Annotated in this window: 23 protein-coding genes; 10 read left to right on the top strand and 13 right to left on the bottom strand. The window is 57.2% G+C overall.

Features of this window, described 5'->3' with window-relative positions; translation table 11 throughout:
• Window positions 1–482 precede the first annotated feature (482 nt).
• The 4 genes from DK510_RS08800 (at window position 483) to DK510_RS08785 (ending at window position 3,986) form a co-directional block, all read left to right on the top strand.
• Window positions 483–935 carry a paraquat-inducible protein A gene (locus DK510_RS08800; RefSeq protein ID WP_109311892.1) on the top strand — a complete coding sequence of 151 codons (453 nt, stop codon included), beginning with the start codon at window positions 483–485 and terminating at the stop codon, window positions 933–935.
• A 147-nt stretch (window positions 936–1,082) separates the two neighbouring features.
• Window positions 1,083–1,865 (top strand): DNA repair protein, encoded by a 783-nt coding sequence (locus DK510_RS08795; RefSeq protein WP_109311755.1) that lies wholly within the window; start codon window positions 1,083–1,085, stop codon window positions 1,863–1,865.
• A 120-nt stretch (window positions 1,866–1,985) separates the two neighbouring features.
• Entirely contained in the window at window positions 1,986–3,347 is a 1,362-nt protein-coding gene (radA, locus tag DK510_RS08790) for a DNA repair protein RadA (RefSeq protein WP_109311891.1), read from the top strand.
• Between the two features lie 39 nt (window positions 3,348–3,386).
• Window positions 3,387–3,986, top strand: coding sequence for a CvpA family protein (locus DK510_RS08785; protein WP_058271814.1), 600 nt, complete (start codon window positions 3,387–3,389; stop codon window positions 3,984–3,986).
• A 207-nt stretch (window positions 3,987–4,193) separates the two neighbouring features.
• On the opposite strand, the gene DK510_RS08780 is transcribed toward DK510_RS08785, so the two are convergent.
• The gene (locus DK510_RS08780) at window positions 4,194–4,613 is read right to left on the bottom strand and encodes a hypothetical protein (protein ID WP_160116487.1); all 420 of its coding nucleotides are present in this window, start codon (window positions 4,611–4,613) and stop codon (window positions 4,194–4,196) included.
• A gap of 718 nt (window positions 4,614–5,331) precedes the next feature.
• On the opposite strand from DK510_RS08780, the gene DK510_RS22775 reads away from it, so the two are divergent.
• From DK510_RS22775 to DK510_RS08760, 4 genes are all read left to right on the top strand, one after another.
• Window positions 5,332–5,472: a hypothetical protein gene (locus tag DK510_RS22775; protein ID WP_160116486.1), complete on the top strand. Its 141-nt coding sequence runs from the start codon at window positions 5,332–5,334 to the stop codon at window positions 5,470–5,472.
• A 36-nt stretch (window positions 5,473–5,508) separates the two neighbouring features.
• Window positions 5,509–7,032 (top strand): amidophosphoribosyltransferase, encoded by a 1,524-nt coding sequence (gene purF, locus DK510_RS08770; protein WP_058271817.1) that lies wholly within the window; start codon window positions 5,509–5,511, stop codon window positions 7,030–7,032.
• Between the two features lie 268 nt (window positions 7,033–7,300).
• Entirely contained in the window at window positions 7,301–7,549 is a 249-nt protein-coding gene (locus tag DK510_RS08765) for a hypothetical protein (RefSeq protein ID WP_058271935.1), read from the top strand.
• Between the two features lie 41 nt (window positions 7,550–7,590).
• Window positions 7,591–8,235 carry an SDR family oxidoreductase gene (locus DK510_RS08760; protein ID WP_109311753.1) on the top strand — a complete coding sequence of 215 codons (645 nt, stop codon included), beginning with the start codon at window positions 7,591–7,593 and terminating at the stop codon, window positions 8,233–8,235.
• A gap of 60 nt (window positions 8,236–8,295) precedes the next feature.
• Here DK510_RS08760 and DK510_RS08755 read toward each other — a convergent pair whose 3' ends face one another.
• From DK510_RS08755 to DK510_RS08740, 4 genes are all read right to left on the bottom strand, one after another.
• The gene (locus DK510_RS08755; protein ID WP_109311752.1) at window positions 8,296–9,138 is read right to left on the bottom strand and encodes an ATP-binding protein; all 843 of its coding nucleotides are present in this window, start codon (window positions 9,136–9,138) and stop codon (window positions 8,296–8,298) included.
• Between the two features lie 116 nt (window positions 9,139–9,254).
• On the bottom strand, window positions 9,255–10,130 hold the full coding sequence (tatC, locus tag DK510_RS08750) for a twin-arginine translocase subunit TatC (RefSeq protein WP_109311751.1): 876 nt from the start codon (window positions 10,128–10,130) through the stop codon (window positions 9,255–9,257).
• Entirely contained in the window at window positions 10,127–10,585 is a 459-nt protein-coding gene (gene tatB, locus DK510_RS08745; RefSeq protein WP_058271821.1) for a Sec-independent protein translocase protein TatB, read from the bottom strand. The genes tatC and tatB overlap by 4 nt, the downstream gene beginning before the upstream one ends.
• A gap of 6 nt (window positions 10,586–10,591) precedes the next feature.
• Window positions 10,592–10,807 (bottom strand): twin-arginine translocase TatA/TatE family subunit, encoded by a 216-nt coding sequence (locus DK510_RS08740; protein ID WP_058271822.1) that lies wholly within the window; start codon window positions 10,805–10,807, stop codon window positions 10,592–10,594.
• Between the two features lie 217 nt (window positions 10,808–11,024).
• On the opposite strand from DK510_RS08740, the gene DK510_RS08735 reads away from it, so the two are divergent.
• Both DK510_RS08735 and DK510_RS08730 read left to right on the top strand, forming a co-directional pair.
• Window positions 11,025–11,333 carry a hypothetical protein gene (locus DK510_RS08735; protein ID WP_058278112.1) on the top strand — a complete coding sequence of 103 codons (309 nt, stop codon included), beginning with the start codon at window positions 11,025–11,027 and terminating at the stop codon, window positions 11,331–11,333.
• A 15-nt stretch (window positions 11,334–11,348) separates the two neighbouring features.
• Window positions 11,349–12,020, top strand: a complete 672-nt coding sequence (locus DK510_RS08730) for a YafY family protein (RefSeq protein WP_109311750.1) — start codon at window positions 11,349–11,351, stop codon at window positions 12,018–12,020.
• Window positions 12,021–12,081: 61 nt separating this feature from the next.
• On the opposite strand, the gene DK510_RS08725 is transcribed toward DK510_RS08730, so the two are convergent.
• The 8 genes from DK510_RS08725 to DK510_RS08690 all read right to left on the bottom strand — a co-directional run bounded on the left by DK510_RS08725 (window position 12,082) and on the right by DK510_RS08690 (window position 19,508).
• Window positions 12,082–13,251: a LysM peptidoglycan-binding domain-containing M23 family metallopeptidase gene (locus DK510_RS08725; protein ID WP_109311749.1), complete on the bottom strand. Its 1,170-nt coding sequence runs from the start codon at window positions 13,249–13,251 to the stop codon at window positions 12,082–12,084.
• Between the two features lie 63 nt (window positions 13,252–13,314).
• Entirely contained in the window at window positions 13,315–13,965 is a 651-nt protein-coding gene (locus tag DK510_RS08720; protein WP_058271826.1) for a protein-L-isoaspartate(D-aspartate) O-methyltransferase, read from the bottom strand.
• On the bottom strand, window positions 13,962–14,744 hold the full coding sequence (gene surE / locus DK510_RS08715; RefSeq protein ID WP_109311890.1) for a 5'/3'-nucleotidase SurE: 783 nt from the start codon (window positions 14,742–14,744) through the stop codon (window positions 13,962–13,964). Before surE ends, DK510_RS08720 begins: the two co-directional genes overlap by 4 nt.
• Before the next feature lie 120 nt (window positions 14,745–14,864).
• Entirely contained in the window at window positions 14,865–15,950 is a 1,086-nt protein-coding gene (locus DK510_RS08710; protein ID WP_234998988.1) for an ABC transporter ATP-binding protein, read from the bottom strand.
• 80 nt (window positions 15,951–16,030) lie between these two features.
• A complete protein-coding gene (locus DK510_RS08705) occupies window positions 16,031–17,077 on the bottom strand; it encodes a methyltransferase domain-containing protein (protein WP_109311747.1) in 1,047 nt (348 codons plus the stop codon).
• A gap of 105 nt (window positions 17,078–17,182) precedes the next feature.
• On the bottom strand, window positions 17,183–18,295 hold the full coding sequence (locus DK510_RS08700; protein ID WP_109311746.1) for a hypothetical protein: 1,113 nt from the start codon (window positions 18,293–18,295) through the stop codon (window positions 17,183–17,185).
• Between the two features lie 2 nt (window positions 18,296–18,297).
• Entirely contained in the window at window positions 18,298–19,077 is a 780-nt protein-coding gene (locus DK510_RS08695) for an SDR family oxidoreductase (RefSeq protein WP_109311889.1), read from the bottom strand.
• Between the two features lie 68 nt (window positions 19,078–19,145).
• On the bottom strand, window positions 19,146–19,508 hold the full coding sequence (locus DK510_RS08690; protein WP_109311745.1) for a nuclear transport factor 2 family protein: 363 nt from the start codon (window positions 19,506–19,508) through the stop codon (window positions 19,146–19,148).
• Between the last annotated feature and the right edge of the window lie 47 nt (window positions 19,509–19,555).

Here is a 19,555-nt window from a genome sequence, read left to right as displayed (position 1 = left end):
TGTCTTACTTAGCTTACTTCTTATTTTGCCAACTACAGCCGCATTGGTCGCGGCTACACTTGGAAGAAAAATCAATAATAACACTACGCACCAGAAAGCTGGCCATATACTAACATGGTCACAGTGCTTCTGCTGCGCATGGATAGTGCTTTCAATCATCGTTCTCCTTAACTTGTCATACGTTCCAGACAAACTAATGAGTTCGAATCTCATTGGGAAATTGTTGGAAGTGATAGTAGTTACCCCGATTTTTGTAAGTACGATTGCAGCGATTGGCGCCGCAGCATTTTCAATCTACAAACGGCTCTACACGGCTCATGCATTTGCCTCAATCATCATGTGCATTTCAGTGATTTGGTTATTATTTTCGTGGTCATCAAGAATTTTTGGGTGATTGGGGTCACTCCCCATTATATCATGTTAAGGACGATATCAGATCAGAACAATTGCTTGGAATGCCGCAGTCTCCCCCCAATTTATCCATGCCCCTCCGCCTCGCTACTCTCTCCCTCCTGATCCTCTACCCCATCGCGTGGTTCGCGCCGCTGATGCGCGCGGGGTTCCTGCCGATCTTCGGCCTCAGCGAGATCAGCGTCATCACCGGCCTGCAGTCGCTGTGGAAATCAGACGTCTTTCTGGCACTGATCGTTACCATCTTCGCCCTGTTTGCGCCCTATATCAAAACAATCGGTACCGCCTTGATCCAATGGGACATGCTGGACCCACGAATCCAACCCGCACTCAACATCCTCGGGAAAGTGGCTATGGCCGACATTTTCCTCATCGCGCTATACATCACGCTGGCCAAGGGAATCTCTTACGCCACCGTTGAGACCGCGTGGGGTCTTTACCTGTTTACGGCGTGCATTCTGGCCTCGCTCGCATTGGGACACATTACCGAAATGACACGTGGTTCACGAAATCCTCAGACGTAATTGATTGAAAACGCTTATCTGAGTATCATCTTTATATTTCGAGCAGAAAATTTTTGTAGTTTCGGTCCTGAGCGGATCATTCTGTGTGTGTTAGATGTTCCCCGCTTTGGGCCGGTGTGTTCCGGTTTCAAAAGGAGTTCGTCTAAGATGACTGCCCTCCACAACATTACATTGCAATTTCAGAATGCCTTTTTACGACTGACTTTTTTCCTCATTTGCACTGCGGCATTTTTCCTGGTCGGTGCCTGTCTTTTATCCGCCTTGGGGGTTCTGCCCTGGCTGTCCATGCAGGCCGGTTTCGGCAACGATCCGGCTATGGACGCGGGCATGTATATCCAGATCGGCCTGACCGTGCTGATTCTCATGCTGGCGTTCTATCTGCCCGCTAATGCCCGGATGATGGCGCTTGAAACGTCACATCGTAAGTTCTCATTGAACATGTATGACGTGGCTCAGGCCTACCACTTGGCTCATTCAGCGGATCGCGGCGAAACGTTTCTGCTGTCCTCGGAATTCGACGCAGTTAAGGAAAGGATGGCCTTCCTGCGCCACCACCCCGACCTGCAATCACTCGAACCCGAAATCCTGGAGCTGGCCGCACAGATGAGCCATATCAGCCAAGAGCTGGCAGAAACCTATGGCGATGCCCGCGTCAGCCGCGCCCGCACGTTCCTGCAGCAACGTCAGGAAGAGATCGAAACGTTCCAGAAGCGGATCGAAGAAGCACAGGTCATCCAGCACGAGCTGCGCCAATGGACCCACGATATCGAGATGGAAGAATCCATTGCCAAATCGCAGCTGGCACGTTTGCGGGACGAACTGTTTGAACTGCTGCCCGAATTGTCGGCACAGCTTCAATCGTCCGTGGACGACCGCGATCCCAAGAAATCGAGCGTCATAGCGATGTCGCCGCCCCGCGCCGCCGAATAGGTGCGACGGCGCCCGCCGGGAACGATGGCCCATCGGGCCTGAGGACGCGGCGCGCCACCGGCGGAGGTGAAAGCCCTGCAAGGGCTTGAAGAACCGCCCGCGCTCGGGCACCAAGGCCGAATGGCAAAGACAACTTTCTCCTGCTCGGCCTGTGGCGCAACGCATTCCCGGTGGTCCGGGCGGTGCGACGGCTGCGGTGAATGGAACACAATCACGCAAGACGTGCCTCTTTCGGCTGGCCCTGCAAAGAAATCCCTCGGCGGCAAACGTGGCCAGTGCATTACACTCACGGACTTGTCGACCGAGGAAACACCGCCGCCGCGCACCTTGTGCGGCGTAGAAGAACTGGACCGCGTTTTGGGTGGCGGTCTGGTCCCGGCCTCGGCCCTGCTGGTTGGGGGCGATCCAGGTATCGGCAAGTCGACGTTGCTGTTACAGGCCGCAGCGCGGTTTGCACGTGCTGGCGTCAAGACGGTTTACGTGTCTGGCGAAGAAGCCAGCGCTCAGGTGCGCATGCGCGCGCGCCGTCTGGGTCTAGAGGACGCACCTGTTCAACTAGCCGCCGAAACCAACCTGCGGAACATACTGACGACGCTTGAGGCTGAGAAACCCGGTCTGGCCATCATCGACTCGATTCAGACCATGTGGGCCGACAATGTGGACAGCGCACCGGGCTCGGTGTCACAAGTCCGTGCCGCGGCGCATGAATTGACCACGTTTGCGAAACGACACGGTGTTTCAATCATCATGGTCGGCCACGTCACTAAAGAAGGCCAAATTGCAGGTCCCCGCGTGGTCGAACATATGGTGGACACAGTCCTATACTTCGAAGGAGAGCGCGGCCATCAGTTCCGCATTCTGCGGGCGGTCAAGAACCGCTTTGGCCCTGCGGACGAGATCGGCGTGTTCGAAATGACAGGCAAAGGCCTGGCACAGGTAACCAATCCATCGGCCTTGTTTCTGTCCGAGCGCGGCACACCCAGCCCTGGGTCGGCCGTATTTGCCGGGATCGAAGGCACACGCCCCGTTTTGGTTGAATTACAAGCGCTTGTAGCCCCGTCCCCGCATTCACAACCGCGCCGGACCGTTGTTGGTTGGGACAGTGGCAGGTTGGCGATGATCCTCGCCGTGCTCGAAGCACGCTGCGGCATCCCTTTTGCGGGTCTCGATGTGTATCTCAACGTCGCCGGCGGATTGAAAATTGGTGAACCCGCCGCAGACCTGGCCGTTGCCGCAGCCCTTCTGAGTGCCCGAGAAGACACAGCCCTGCCCGCAGATACCGTTGTTTTCGGAGAAATCTCGTTATCTGGGGCACTTAGACCGGCCCCACAGACCGAAAACAGGTTGAAAGAAGCCCAAAAACTTGGTTTCACATCGGCAATCGCTCCAGCGGGCGGCAAAACCGGTACTGTGGCAGGTCTGACACTCACCCGACCCTCTGATTTGGTTGGGTTTGTTGGCGAAACCTTCGGAGCAGGTTAAAGTCGCCCCCTGAGGGGCAGAAAAAAACAGGCGAGGGCCATGGAAGGTTTTACAATAATTGACGGGGTCGTTGCCCTGATCGTCGTCGTTTCAGGCATTCTTGCCTATTCGCGCGGCTTCTTACGTGAGGTTCTGGCCATCGCAGGCTGGGTCGCAGCCGCAGTGCTGGCCTTTATCTTTGCACCCCAAGCGGTGCCACTGGTCAAAGAGATCCCGGTTGTTGGGGATTTTCTGCGCGACAGCTGTGAATTGTCCGTCATCACGGGCTTTGCTGCAGTGTTTGCAGTTGCACTTATTATTGTCAGCATCTTTACGCCCCTGTTTTCGTCGATCGTCCAGCGATCTGCTTTGGGCGGACTGGATCAGGCACTTGGTTTCTTCTTCGGCATCGCCCGCGGCATCCTGTTGGTTGCCATCGCGTTCTTTGTCTATGACACGGTGATGACGGGTCAGTCCTATACGATCGTTGACGAAAGCCGCTCGGCCAAAGTGTTCGAACAGTTCAGCGACAAGATCGAAGAACAGAACCCCGAAGCGGCTCTTGGCTGGGTCACCCGCCAATATGAAGAACTGGTCGCCAGCTGCGCAGAAGGTTCCGCACCGGCCGAGGATCTGACAGCTCCCACGACTACGGAATAAATGCCTGGCACGGGTGCCACCCATGCTGCAATTGTTGAAACGAGCCGCCGCTTTGCCGGCGGCTCGTTTTCGTTTGTGCCCGTGCTTTTTTTGTAATTGTTTGGAAGATCTTTCCCTGAACGGTTGTCATTAAGTACTTCTTGGGTGTCTTGCCGGGTCTTCAAAAAACCCACACATCCCGATCAAAATCCTCCTAAAAGCGCACTTCTACTTGAGTTTCCAAGTGTTCTTTTTCGGTTGTCCGTTTTCGTAGATCCGAAACTCATTTGCGCCGATGCGTTCGACGCTCCAGCACTTTTGCCCCCAATTCCCTTTCTCACACCACTGATCGTTTTTGACGAACCAGTCCCCCGTGTATTTGTCCTTACCGTCCCAAAGCCCGTTGAGTTTGCCGTTCTTCTTGCTTGTTGCCTTGCTATATGCCTGAATCCACGGCGTCTTTCCGTCATTGTTAGAGACGCCAGACAACTGGCCGCCAGGTATTGTGGCAAGAAGCTCTTCCTGAGTCATGAACACCTGCGCAAACGCTGTTGTCGTCGTCATGGCTCCAAAGCCTGCAGCAATGACTGCCACGCTCAGAAATGAACGCACACTTTTGAGTTGAAAATTACAAAGTCCGTAAGACATGAAACACATCCTTTTCGACAAATCCGAGATTGTAATGACTACTTTTCCCGTTGAGCTACCAGAGAGTCTCAACGCTAGGATTGTATCACAATGACACCAAAACCCCAAAAACTGACGCTGATGGCGCACTGTGGAAGGAAATCACGTCTAATCCGGTCCCATTCCGGGCGCCCGACCAGACTCACCAGATACCCGCTTGTCAGAGCCCGGTACAAAAACAATTAGCTGAAGAGTTTTCGAGATATCTTTTCGACAAAAAAGGGCACTGGTTCGCAGCTACACCCGTTTATTTTTGCTTAGTAAATCTTCGAGTTCAGACGAACCCTTCGCCTGCACAAACCGTGCATCTAATCGTCTTCAAACCGAAACAGCCGTCGCAGCGATTGAATATCGGCTTTCCGTGAATGTCGCGACTTTTGATAACCTCTCCCGATCCGTTACAGATCTGGCAAGGTGCCCGCCCCATACCCCTGCATCGGTGACACCGGCGCTTTACCGGTTCTTCTTTTTTGTTTCCTTGTTTGTGCTGCCACATGGCGGGTATCCGATCGAACCTTTATCATTGCCGAAAACTCACTATGTCGACCATGACACCACATGCCTGCGGTCCCTGTCACCTTTTCATGTTGTTTTTGACAAAATCCGCATGCGTCAAATCGCGAATGTGATCCTTTGATGACACAGGCGCGCTTAGGCATTATGTGAGTGGCGAACTGACATGGAATCGGAGCTGCCGATCTTGCTGTATCTGTTTTCTTACGCGCTCGCCCTTGCGACGCTGGCGTGTTTGCGCCGCCAATCGGCCGGGCGACAATGCGTACAGATACCGCTGTCCAGACGGCCCGACCCGCACACCTAATCAACATAAACACGTCATGGAAATTGGAGCCCGTACATGTGTGGCATTTTAGGGATCGCAAGCAGGACACATGATGTCTTTGCCGAAATCTATGACGGGCTGCTGATGTTGCAGCACCGGGGTCAGGATGCCTCGGGGATCGTGACCTATACCGGTGAGTTCTTCCGTGAGAAGAAAGCGAACGGGCTGGTCAAGGACGTCTTTAACGCCAGTGACGCCGAGACCTTGCTGGGACAGGTCGGTATGGGACATGTGCGCTATCCTACGGCCGGATCGCTCAGCGCGGCTGAGGCGCAGCCGTTTTTCGTCAACGCGCCCTATGGCATCTATCTGGTCCATAACGGCAATATCACCAACACCGCCGAGCAGCGCGAGAAAGTCACCGCCAAATACAGCCGTCATCTGCGCACCACTTCGGATTCAGAGATTCTGCTGAATGTTCTGGCGGACAAAGTGGCCGACGCAATCAAGGTCAACGGCAATGCCGAACCCATCCGCAATATTTTTGCCGGTGTAAAGATGACAATGGAACGCGTTCAGGGTGCCTATTCAGTGATCTGTCTGGTGGCCGGCGTTGGTATGCTGGCGTTCCGCGATCCCTACGGTATTCGCCCCCTGTCAGTTGCCAAGCGCGATGTGGATGGGGACGGCGACGACTATGCCTTTGCGTCCGAAGACGTGGCATTCGGCATTAATGGCTTTGAAAAGCTGCGTGATGTGAAACCGGGTGAGGCCATCCTGATTGACCTCGACGGCAACATGCACACGTTCCAGGCAGTCGACGGTCAGCTGACCCCTTGTATCTTTGAGTACGTCTACCTGGCCCGTCCGGATTCGCTGTTGGATGGTGTTTCGGTCTACAAAACCCAGATGCGTATGGGTCAGACGCTGGCGCGCCAGATTGAGGCTGCAGGGCTAGAGATAGACCGCATCATCCCTGTGCCGGACAGCGCGCGACCTGTGGCACTTGAGGTCGCGAAAGCCACGGGCATTCCTTACCGTGAGGGTCTGGTCAAGAACCGCTATGTAGGCCGCACATTCATCATGCCCGGTCAGGAAGAGCGGCAGAAATCAGTGCGCCGCAAGCTGAACGCCGTTCCGTTGGAGTTCAAAGGCCATAACGTATTGCTGATCGACGATTCCATCGTGCGCGGCAACACGATCAAAAAAATCGTTCAGATGTGCCGCGAAGCCGGGGCCAAGAAGGTGTTCATCGCCAGCGCCTCGCCACCGGTAAAATTCCCCAACGTTTATGGTATCGACATGCCCACAAAGCATGAGTTGATCGCAAACGGTAAGAACATTGAGGATATCCGGCAGGAGCTGGGCGCAGACGCCCTGTTCTATCAGGATCTCGATGACCTGATTTGGTCCGCCAAGGAAGGTAACCCGGATATCGAATCCTTCGATTGCTCGTGCTTTGACGGGAATTACATTACCGGCAGCGTCAGCGAAGACTATCTGGACAGCCTCGAAAACAGCAGCCGGGTCAGCAAGAAAAAGCAGGACATGCAGGTGCCCGGCGGGTCCTGGAATGCGGCCAAACTGGCGTCCGGCTAAGAGTACGCGCCCGAATCAGACTGCAGTGATGGCCCGTTTCGCAATTGCGATGCGGGCCTTTTCACGTATGGGCCGCGCCTGATCGGTTGGTTTTCGCGCACAACTTTTCGATGAAGAAACCGCAATTGCAGGAGCTTTGGCGGCGCAGTTATTCAGCCGCGCTATCGCGCAATCCCCGCCTCTTTAGTTCCTGTCCTTCGTTTGATAGCGCATTTGCCGAACCACTCATAAAACAAGGGGTCAGGCCAACGTGGCCAGGCCGAAAATTATGTCAAACGCCAACGTCAAAAACGCGGCCACACAGACGGGCGCGCTAAAGAAGAATTCAGTCTCTGTGCTGGGCGTCTTTGGTCCAAAAGCTGACATGCGTGCGTTGGTGCGCCTGTCGTCAGGCCGGGTCAAAGAGGTCAAGCCCGGCAGCCGGGTGTCGTCAGGCACTGTGATTGCCATTGATGACGAAGGCGTCATGCTGCGACAAAGCGGCCAGACCAAGCGGATCGTCATCCCCGGAAGTTAATCTGTCTTGACGCCCTGCGCGCATGGGTTCAAACCGCCCTTATGACCGATCAGACTAAAATTGCCCTCATCACCGGGGCTTCGCGCGGATTGGGTGCTGCCCTGGCCGAAGCTCTGGCACCCGAGTATCACATCGTCGCCGTTGCCCGCACCACTGGTGGGCTGGAAGAGTTAGACGACCGGATCAAAGCCAAAGGTGGCGCGGCCACGCTTGCGCCGATGGACATCGCGGACCCGAACGCCATGGCGACCCTGTGCCGGGGAATCCATGACCGATGGGGCAAAGTTGATCTGTGGATGCACACTGCAGTCCACACCTCGGCCCTGACGCCTGTGCATTTCGTGGACCCCAAGGAATGGACGAAGGCGGTCAACATCAACGCAACAGCCACGTCGGTTCTGATCCCGTATATTGCGCCCCTGTTGGGCGACAGCGGCCATGCGGTGTTTTTTGACGATCCCAAAGCGGGTGAGAAGTTCTATGGCATCTATGGAGCAACCAAGGCCGCGCAACTGGCGCTTGCCCGCAGCTGGGCGGTGGAGACAGAACGCACGGGTCCGCGCGTGTTGATCGTGGAACCCGCGCCGATGCCCACGGCTGTGCGCGCTCGGTTCCACCCCGGCGAAGACCGCGATGTGTTGACTAGTCCTGCGGATGAGGCGGCCCGAATTCTGACGCTGTTATAGGAATAGCCCTTTAGGCCATGCGTCCGGCGGGGATATTTTTGGCCAGTTGAAGCGGGCGATCTACGCGATATGTACGCCGTTGCGCCCAGCCAGATCTACAAAGAACTGCCACGCCACGCGACCCGAGCGTCCGCCCCGAGTGGCTTGCCATTCGATGGCCTCGGCGCGCAGGATATCGGCGTCTACGGATACACCATGAGCCGCGCAATACCGATCGATCATCGCAAGGTATTCATCCTGATCGCAGGGGTGGAAGCCCAGCCACAGGCCGAACCTGTCAGAGAGCGAGACTTTTTCCTCGACCGCCTCTGACGGGTTGATTGCGCTGGAGCGTTCGTTTTCGATCATGTCCCGCGGCATCAGGTGACGGCGGTTCGAGGTCGCATAGAAAACAACGTTTTCGGGGCGGCCCTCGATGCCTCCGTCCAGCACCGCCTTGAGCGACTTGTAATGCTGGTCATCGTGGCTGAAAGACAAGTCATCACAGAACAGGATGAACCGGTGTGGCGCTGCCCGCAGATGGTTGAGAAGACGCGCGACCGAGCCCATGTCTTCACGCTGAAGTTCAACCAGTTTGAGGTCAGGAAATTCCGCCTGCAACGTACCGTGGACAGCTTTCACGAGGCTGGATTTGCCCATGCCCCGTGCGCCCCACAACAGCGCGTTGTTGGCCTTGTACCCGGCCGCAAAGCGGCGCGTGTTGTCCAGCAGCGTATCACGTGAGCGGTTGATGCCCACCAGCAGGTCCAGATCGACACGGTTGATCTGTTTGACCGACTCCAGCCGGTCCGGCTCGACTTGCCAGACAAAGGCCGGGGCAGCTTCGAAGTCGGGCGCGGCCAATGGGGCCGGTGCCATGCGTTCCAAGGCGTCAGCGATACGGTTCAGGGCTTGGTCGTTCATAGGCGCCTCCGGTCGGTTTTGCTGGTTTCAAACCATGTTCTGCCGGGTGCAACAAGAGCCGCGTACAAAAAAGGCGCGCCCCAACGGGCGCGCCTGATTGTTACCTATCATCAGGATTACTTGCCTTCTTCTTCCTGAATGATCTCTTCATCCGCTTCTTCTTCGTCTTCATAGTATCCATCGGCGCGCAGTTGTTCCTCGCGCTTCTTCTCAACACGTGCGACCAGGAAGATCGAAACCTCGTACAGCCCATAGACGACCACGAACAGGATGACCTGCGTGATCACGTCAGGCGGTGTCACCAGCGCGGCCAGAACCAGAATGGCAACCACAGCGTATTTACGCACGCCCCCCAGACCTTCGGCAGTTACCAACCCGGCTTTGCCCATCAGGGTCAATAGAACCGGCAGCTGGAAACACAGCCCAAAGGCCACGATGAACTTGATCGTCAGGTTCAGGTATTCCTGTGCCGAGCCCTGGAAGACCACGCTCAGCGGCGCTGTGACCGTGCCGTCAACCACTGCCTCGCCTTCCGCTCCGAACTGCTGGAAGCCCAGGAAAAAGTCGTAAGCCAGCGGCGTGACCACGTAAAACGCAAAGCTTGCCCCCAGCAGGAACATGAACGGCGACGCCAGCATGAACGGCAGGAACGCATTCTTTTCTGTCCGGTACAGGCCTGGTGCCACGAACCGCCACATCTGCATCCCGATATAGGGGAATGCCAGTATGAAGCCGCCCAGCAGCGAGACCTTGATGGCGACGAAGAACCCTTCCTGCGGTGAGATGAAGATCAGCCCACAATCCTGTCCGCGATCAGCAAGTACCTGACACAAGGGATTCGTCAGGAAGTTAAACAGCGGCGTAGCGACCGTGAAACAGATTATCATCCCGATCAGAAACGCCACGACGCAGTGAATCAACCGCGTGCGCAGTTCTGCCAGATGCTCGATCAATGGGGCCGAGCTGTCTTCGATCTCGTCGGTATTGCTCATGTCTTGCTTTCAGTATTCAGCGCGGCTTCGGCCTCTTCAGCCTTGGCTAGCGCATCCGCAGCTTCTTTGGCCTTACGCTCGGCAGCGGCACGCGCGGTCGAGGCCTGGATCTTCTTGGCCTGCTCGGCACGTTCAGCAGCCAGCTTGCCTGTCTCGCTGTCGGGGTCGAACTTGGTCGGGTCCATGCTCTTGGCCATTTCCTGCGCGGCTTCTTTGACACCGTCCATGGCGGTGTTCACGGGATTGGTGGCCGCATTCAGACCCTTCTTGATCTCGTTCACGCCCGCCTGATCCGCCGCCTCGTTCATGGCGCTGCTGAACTCGCGCGCCATGCCACGGGCCTTGCCAACCCAGCGGCCGACATTGCGGAACAACACCGGCAGATCCTTTGGCCCCACAACGATCAGGGCAACAACGCCGATGACCAGAAGCTCGGTCCACCCCAGATCAAACATCTGCGCTTAGACCTTGTCTTTGTCTGTCTCGGGCGTGACGTCTTTGGCCACCTCGGACGCGTCCTGCTCCAGCTCGTCCGCACCTTCTTTAACGCCCTTCTTGAACGAGGTGATGCCTTTGCCCACTTCGCCCATAAGCGAGCTGATTTTGCCGCGGCCAAACAGCACCAGCACCACAACGGCAATCAGCAGAAGACCGGGAAGTCCGATATTGTTAAGCATGTCTCTTCTCCTTTGAAGTCGGCGCAAGCGCGCCGGGAATGTGATCTGGCACTGTGTTTACGCCCGTGCGGTCCATCGCAAAAGCGTGTCGGCCCGGTTCTGTGCCCAAAAACGAACGGATCACGCGATTTTTGAGGACTCGCATTTCTCAACTGACAGGTTTATGTCAGTTGTAAACACGTACAACAGCCCTGTCTCATCAAAACAGGAGCATGACGTGACACAAATCGCAGAAACCGTAACCTTCAAACTCGCGGCCGATGTAACAAAGGAGGATTTCGTGAACATCATGAAAGGCACAGAATCCTTTGTTCGGAACGCGGACGGCTTTGTCTTTCGACGCCTCAGCGCAGGGGATGATGGGCTTTGGACCGACACAGTCATCTGGGCCGACATGGATTGCGCTCAATCCGCCGCCGCAGCCTTTCCAAAGCAGGATTTCGCTCCTGCGGTGATGGCTGCAATCGCGCCGGACACGGTGACTATGCGCCACGATGCAATCCATTGGACCATCGGAGCGTCATGACAAGCAGGACATCCCATGCGCCGCTCTGATCGGCTGTTCGATATCATCCAGATCCTGCGCGACGGTAGACTGCACCGTGCGCAGGACATCGCGGACCGGCTTGAGGTGTCGGTCCGCACCATCTATCGCGACATGGATACGCTGGTTGCCTCGGGCGTCCCGGTCGAGGGCGAACGCGGCGTGGGCTACATGGTGCGTGAGCAGATCACCCTGCCCCCTCTGAACCTGACCCCTGCCGAACTTGAGGCGTTGAACCTCGGTATGGCCATCGTAGCCGAAGCCGCAGACCCCGACCTCAAGGCCGCAGCCACGTCGCTGGCCGACAAGATCGATGCCGTGTTGCCCACGCAAGTAGTGGCCGAGGCTGACAGTTGGAAATTTGCAGTCTATCCCTTTGCCGATGCGGCGCGTGGGCTGGCGCATATGGCCCCGATCCGCGCCGCCATCAAATCCCGCCAGAAACTCCGTCTGTCTTACCGTCGGATCGACGGCGTTCTGACTGATCGGGTCATACGCCCGCTGCACATGGAATACTGGGGGCGCGTCTGGACCCTGACGGCATGGTGCGAGTTACGTCAGGGGTTCCGTGTTTTTCGCATAGACCTGATCGAAACAAACTTGCCCCTGCCCGAGGTCTTCGCAGACGAGCCCGGCAAGAGCCTTAGCGATTATGACCCGCACGCCTGACAGGTCTCGTCTTCTCTCGAATACTCTGGCAGAAGGCACATCCCGCTCGGGGCCATAACCCTCACCGCAGATAGGGTTCCGGATCGACAGATTCGAACCCTTTACGCACCTCGAAATGGACGTAGGCATTGTCGCCGCCGCGCAAGGAGGCGATCTTTTGGCCGCGCTTGACGCGAGCACCCTTTTTCACAGTGATGTTCTCGACATTCGCGTAGACGGTCAGCAGGTCGCTGTTGTGCTTTACCACAATGATCGGCACCTGATCCGCGTCCGCCGTGATTGCGGCAACAGTACCCGCAGCGGCAGCGTTAACCGGGCTACCCGGCGAGGCCGCAATGTCGATGCCTTCGTTCGAGCCCTTTTTATAGGTGCGGATGATCGTACCTGTGACAGGCAGTCCAAGCGCAGAATTGCTTTGCGTAGTTGGCGCTTCGGCGGTCACGTCTGGCGCGGGCTCGGCGGGCTTGATGACTTCATCCGGCAGAGGTTGCGTCGCGCTGGGTGGCGTCGGTGTCGGCGATCCCTGCCCAGGTTGGGTGATCGTAGTCGCAGGGACTGTTGTCACGGCGGCCGCCTCCTGACGGGGCGCAGGCTGGTTCTTGATAGGAATCAGCAGAAACTGTCCTTCACGCACGGTAAAGTCCGACCCCAGCCCGTTCCACTCGGCCAAGGCATCTACCGGCACGTTATACAGGCGCGCGATCGTATACGCGGTTTCGCCGCGCTTGACCTTGTGGCGAATGGGTTCGGGTCCCGCCGGCGCAGGGGCCGGAGCAGGCGCGGCGGTTGGTTGTGCCGGTTCCAGCGTCGATGTGCGCACCGACCCATCCGCCGGAGCTGCGTCAATCGCAGTGCCTGCAATTGTCGCGATATCGACAGAGCTGGCCGCGCTGACGGTACGGGGCAAGGCGACCACCTCGCCATCACGCAGCTGGTCCGCAGCTTGCAATCCGTTAAAACGCGCGACTTCCGCTGCCGGTAATCCGACCCGGGCGGCGACATCGCCAACCGTGTCGCCCCGGCGCGCAACGGCCACTTGATAATTGGGATAGGTGATCACGCCACGCGCATCCGGAGCAGGCCGGTTCGCGGTGGCCGCCTGCGCCGCATCGGCCGTAGAAAACCCGCCGACGTTGCCTCGCAGGTCATAATCTATGGGGCCTTCGCATCCCGCGAGGAACGCCAAAGACGCTACACCTGCTGCGACTGCTGATTTGGAAACTGCTCTCATTTTACTGTCCTCACCGCCTGCCCCTGTTGTCCGGGGTTCCAGCGCTTATCGCGAAATATTTCTTTACGCTCCGTCTTTGCCAAGCCCTTCTAGCAGGGGCACGAACCGAACGGGCAACAATTCATCATAGTCCAGGCCGGTCTCGGTGCGTCTGACCCGGATCAGAGTCTGAACCGCATCCGACTGTCCCACCGGCAAAACCATGATACCGCCGATTTTGAGCTGCGCCAAGAGCGGCCCGGGCGGGTCCTCGGCGGCGGCGGTCACAATGATACGATCAAACGGGGCTTGTTCCGACAAACCGAACGACCCATCCGACAGCATCGCCGTCACATTGGTCATCCCCAATTCACGAAATAGCTCGCCAGTTTCGCGCACCAGACGTTTATGACGTTCAACCGTATAGACCCGGCGCGCTAGCTTGGACAGAACCGCGGCCTGATAGCCCGACCCTGTACCAACTTCCAGCACCGTGTCACGAGGGCGCACATCCAGCGCCTGCGTCATCAGCCCCACTACCGAAGGCTGGCTGATCGTCTGGCCACAGGCGATCGGCAGCGGTGTATCCTCATAAGCGCGCTCGGCGAACAGACCCTTGACGAAACGGCCCCGATCGACCTGTTCCATCGCAGCTAGAACGCGCGCATCCGTTACCCCGCGCGACCGCAGGGCAAAGAGGAACTGCATGGTTGTTTCTGGATCAAGTCCGCTCATTCGATCGACTTCAGTTGTTCCAGAACGTCATGGGCCGTCAGGTCCGCACGCATCGGTGTGACCGAGATGTAGCCCCCAAGGTTAACCGCCGCATCGGTTCCGGGTGCGGTCGGGTTATGCTGATAGCCGCCCTTGATCCACAGGAACCGCCGACCGGACGGCGAACTGTGCGGTTCAACCGAGAAATTGGTATCCCGGCGAAAACCCTGCGGCGCGATGCGCGTCCCCAGAACCTCATCCGCCGGCACAGGTGGGAAATTCACGTTGTAAAACAGGCGGTAATCGCCCTGCTCTTCAGGCGTTGCTTTCAGTATTCGCCGCACAAGGTCGGCCCCGTAACGCGTTGCAGCCTCAAAAGGATCATCCAGACCCAGGTTGCGCGGCCCGAAATACTGCGACAAGGCAATTGCAGGAATACCCTGCAGGGCGGCTTCCATCGCCCCACCCACCGTGCCGGAATACAGCGTGTTCTCGGCCGAGTTGTTGCCGCGGTTCACACCGGACAACACCAGATCGGGCGGCGTGTCTTTCATGACGTCGTGCAGCCCGGCCAACACACAGTCAGCGGGTGAGCCTTCGGCGGCATAGCGGCGTTCGCCCAGCTTGGCGACCATCATCGGGTGGGTATAGCTGATGCAGTGGCCGACACCCGATTGTTCGAACGCGGGTGCCACGACCCAAACCTCGCCATCCGGGCCTGCCAGATCGGCGGCAATCGCCTCAAGTGCGATCAGCCCTGGGGCATTGATCCCGTCATCATTGGTCAGAAGTATACGCATAAGCCCCATCCACCCGGCGTTTTGCCCTTGATAGACCCGCCCCCGCGTCGCGGCAAGCAAAGCGCGCGTCCAATCTGATGCTTTCGCGCACCACTTGGCGCTAAACTGTGGCTTTCCAGCCTAAACCGGGAAAACGAAACACCTGTCACGTCGGATGGTCAGCCACATGACCCGTCCCGGACTGGGAACAAAGACATTGGGCACCGTCGCCCTCAGGATCGAGCCGTCATGGTCCATCCGAAATTCAACAAGGCTTTCGTTGCCCAAAAACCGTGCCCGCTCGACTACGCCCCGCGCGGCAACGCCGTCGGTCGGTGTCGGCAGCGGCCCCTTGCCGTTACGGTCAAAGTCCAGCCGCACGTGCTGAGGGCGGAATACGATTTCGACATCTGTATTGTCCGGAACGCCGGGTGCCAGAAATTGCCCGAATGGCGTTTCGGCCAAGGCTCCATTCACTTTGGATTGCAAAACATTGATATCACTAAAAAACGCCACCGCCGCCTTGTCCGCCGGGCGGGTAAAGACGTTGTAGGGCGCGCCTTGTTGCACGACTTTACCACGCCGCATCAGGGCGATTTCATCCGCCATGCGCATCGCTTCTTCCGGCTCATGCGTGACTAGAACAACTGCGGCGTCCTCTTCCTTGAGGATCGCAAGCGTTTCATCGCGAATGCCGTCCCGCAACCGGTTGTCGAGGCCCGAGAAAGGTTCATCCATCAGCATGATCCGCGGACGCGGGGCCAATGCGCGGGCCAGTGCCACACGTTGCTGCTCGCCACCTGACAGATGATGCGGGTAGTCATCGACGAAACGCATCAGGTCGACTTTGCGCAGCAGCGCTTCGACGCGGGCGCGCTTTTCGTCCCTATGCCCCTTCAGGCCAAAGGCCACATTGTCGGCAACGCTGAGATGCGGAAACAGGGCAAAATCCTGAAACATCAGCCCTATTTCACGCCGTTCGGGCGGCACACGAAACACCGTGTCACAGATCAACTTGCCATCGACATAGATTTCACCGGATTCCTGCATCTCGACCCCGGCGATCATGCGCAGGGTTGTCGACTTGCCGCAGCCCGAAGGCCCCAACAGACAGGTCACCTGCCCCGCCCGCACCGTCAGCGAGACGTCATCCACAACAACCCGCCCTTCATACCGGGCGATCAGATTTCGGATTTCCAACCGAGGAGGAGTAGCGTTTTCTGTCACCGATGGGCCCCGTTGCCTTTCCCGATCAATTCCATCGGGCTTAGGCGGGGATAACAACCCCGCCCCTCAGGCGCAAGAGATCAGCAACAGCTGCCGGATGGGGCCTCGCCCATGGCTTCAAACGGGCTTTCACCACCGCAGCCTTCGAAAATCCCGTAGTGGGTCGAGAAATCGCCAATGAAGTCGAAATGCCGGGCAAAACGGGTGTCTTTCAACATTATCCACGTGTTGCCGCAGACAGGAAAGACCCTACCTGCCTCGATCGCGTGGTGATCATCCAGTTCGAACAGATGCGGGGCGTTCGGGATGGTGCCCTTGTAGATCACGGCCTGGCCGTAATCTTCACACGCAGGCTCCAACTCGGGCAGCTTGAACAGGCGGTAGGTGGCGGACAGGAATTTAAGAGGCGCAACACGCTCTTCGAGCACCGCGTTTTCAATAGTCAGCGGACGATGCGTGACCCGGCGCGGGTCGCCAAAGCCAGCCTTGCGCGACATCGACAGAAAATCGTTCCAGTACAACGCGCCTGACAAGCATTCGCCGTACAAAACCTCATCCTCGGCCATCTCTTTGGGCACGCGGCGGTCTGAATAGACGTCCGAGAAATACATCTCGCCCCCGTCTTTCAACAACCGGTGCGCGCCGCGCAAAACAGCCTCTTTATCGGTGGCCAGATTGATCACGCAGTTCGAGACGATGATGTCAAAAGAACCGGGTTCCAGGTCAAGCTCATCCAGCTTTTCGATATAGCCATGGTGGAATTCCACATTGCTGGCAGAATGCCCAAAGGCCTGCGGGTGATAGTCCTGATGCGCCCGCGCGACGTCCAGCTGTTCCGGTGTCATATCCACACCCACAACACGCCCCTTTTCACCTACCATTGCGGACAAGGCATAAACATCACGTCCCGCACCACAGCCGAGATCCAGAATGCTCATCCCCTCAAGGTCGTGCGGAGCGATCAGACCGCAGCCATAGTAGCGCGTCAGAACTTCGTCATGAATTTTCGACAAGATCTTTTTGACATGATCCGGCATGTCATCAGGCGTACAACACGCGTTTGTCTGCAAGTCCGAGCTGCCCTGCAAGACTTCGCCATAGTAATTCTGCACTGACTCATGCTTCATCGCGGTTATCCTTTTGTCTGATGGCTGCATAGCAGCTAATGCAGCGCGGGGCTTGGCGCAATCCGGGCCTTTAGAATCTGACGAAAGCGTGAGGGCGTGTAGGGGTTATGCCATCAGTTCGAAATCAACGCCCGCGCGCAGTTTGCCGTTAACCTGTATCTCAAGCCGATGCGCACCGGGGATAAGTTTGAACGTGGTCGCGTCACCTTTGAGCTTGTGCTTTTTGGTCAGGGTAAGAGCACCGTCTGCCAACGCGGACTGTTTCAGCTTGTGCACTTTGGCAGAGGTTTTACCCCCAGGCCTTTGAAAATGAACAATGTAATCCACCAAAACAGGTTGGTCGCCGTTACCACTCAGCATTACATCGAATTCCAACGCGCCGCCGATCCTTGCATCACCCTTTATGGTAACATCGGCCGAAACCTTCGCATCCGGGTCAAAGCCCAGCATTTTCATGGCGCGCGGATGGCCTGCTTTCACAAGACCACGCAAGGTGTGCGAGGTCATCCAGTCCAACTCATCCTGATCCTGTTGCCCTCTCGTGTCCCACTCCTGCAACCGATCCAGAACCAGATCGGGATCTTTCTTGGAGATGTCGTTCAGGTGGTTGGCTACCGACCGCGTGACATATCGCGTCCCATCGGCATGCAGCCGGTCCAGTAGAGGCAGCGGATCGGTCAGGTCCAGCCCCACCGCCTGCCCCCAAGGCAAACGCGGTCTTGTGCCTTCGCTGACCAGTCGGCGCACGTGGTAACTGTCGTGTATGCACCATTCCTGCATCCGCGCCAGCACCTGTTCCTGATGGGTATTGAGGAATGGCCGTATGGCCCATTCCATTGAAAACCTCTGGGTCAGTTCCTCAAGCACATCCAATGACTGATCCGGATGATCCATCCCCACGGCAACAACCCAGTCACCCAGCGGCGCAAAGATGAAATCACCAAAATCATCATCCGTTTTGCCGGGATCCAATGGCGGCGGCAGAGCGCGCAGCAGCGTTGGTGCGATCTGAGGCACGTCGCCCGACACCGCATGTTGCAGACATTCGGCGATCCAGGCCATCCTCTCTTTCAACTCCAGATCCAGCAGACGCGACATGACCTGCGCCTCAAACGCCTCGGCATCAAAGGACGGGTCCGCGCCCGCGAAAAGTCCCGCCAAGTAGCGGGTCTTTTCGACATTAAACAGTTGATCTTTAAGCGAGAAGTTTTGTGCCATGATCACATCGTCAGGTTGGTGGCGCCACCATCCAGCAGTATGTTCTGCCCGACAATGAAACCGGCATTCTGCGAACACAGGAACGCACAAGCTGCACCAAATTCTTCACGCGTTCCATACCGTCGCGCCGGGATGGTTGCCGCGCGTTCAGCGCGCGCCTCGTCCATTGAAATTCCTTTTTGCTCAGCCACGCCACCATCCAGTGAGTCCGCCCGGTCGGTGGCGTGAATGCCCGGCAGCAAGTTGTTGATCGTTACACCTTTTGGTGCCACCTGACGCGCAGTTCCCGCGACATACCCCGTCAAACCGGTGCGGGCCGCGTTCGACAGACCCAGTGCGGGGATCGGCGCGCGCACAGATTGCGAGGTGATATTCACCACCCGGCCCCAGCCTTTGTCCATCATCCCAGGCAACAAAGCCTTCATGAACGCAATTGGCGTCAGCATGTTGGAGTCCAGCGCTTTGATAAAATCATCGCGATCCCAGTCCGACCACAAACCCGGGGGCGGGCCTCCGGCATTTGTCACAAGGATATCAACACTCTGCGCGACTTTTATCACCTGTTCTTGCCCGTCAACCGAGGTCACATCGCAGGCGACGGTTTGCACGTCCACCCCATGTTCAGATCGCAGGCGCGTGGCCTCGGCTTCCAAAGCCTCAGACCCGCGCGCGTTCATCACCAGATCAACGCCGGCCGCTGCAAGCGCCTCGGCACAACCCAGACCCAAACCTTTACTACTGGCACAAACCAGCGCACGTTTACCTTTGATCCCAAGATCCATCTGATCCTCCCTGTCTTTGCCGCACATCTAGCACCAGCCTTTCAGGGAAGACCAGAAACCAAAACACGTTAGTAAAAGAATTCTTCGCGCACGATCTTGCCGTCTGCGACATGGTAAATAGCGACTTCGCGCATATCAAAACTGTCGCCACTTTCCTTAACTGTGCCCTGCACTTCGAAGATCACGGCAAAGCGGTCGTCGCCATGCATAAACGGTTCGCTGACCGAAGCGCCGCTTACATCATGCGCGCCTTCCCACCATTCATGTTTGCCACGTATGCCATCACGACCTGCGGTTTCACGACCCATGCCCATGGCATCTGTCGCTTCGACCGAAATGGCATCGTCTGCATAGAGTTTGTCCAAATTCGCTTTGGCCCGGCCTTCCCGACATCCAGCGACCAGTTCGTCTGCAATTTTTTTTAAATTCATCACACCTCTCCACTATTTGTTCACTATATGTTCTCATTGCCAAAGCT

Origin of the sequence: Ruegeria sp. AU67 (assembly GCF_900312795.1) — a bacterium.
GTDB lineage: Bacteria > Pseudomonadota > Alphaproteobacteria > Rhodobacterales > Rhodobacteraceae > Ruegeria > Ruegeria atlantica.
Note: the sequence above shows the minus strand (reverse complement) of the source record. Positions and strands in the feature narration are given on the sequence as shown.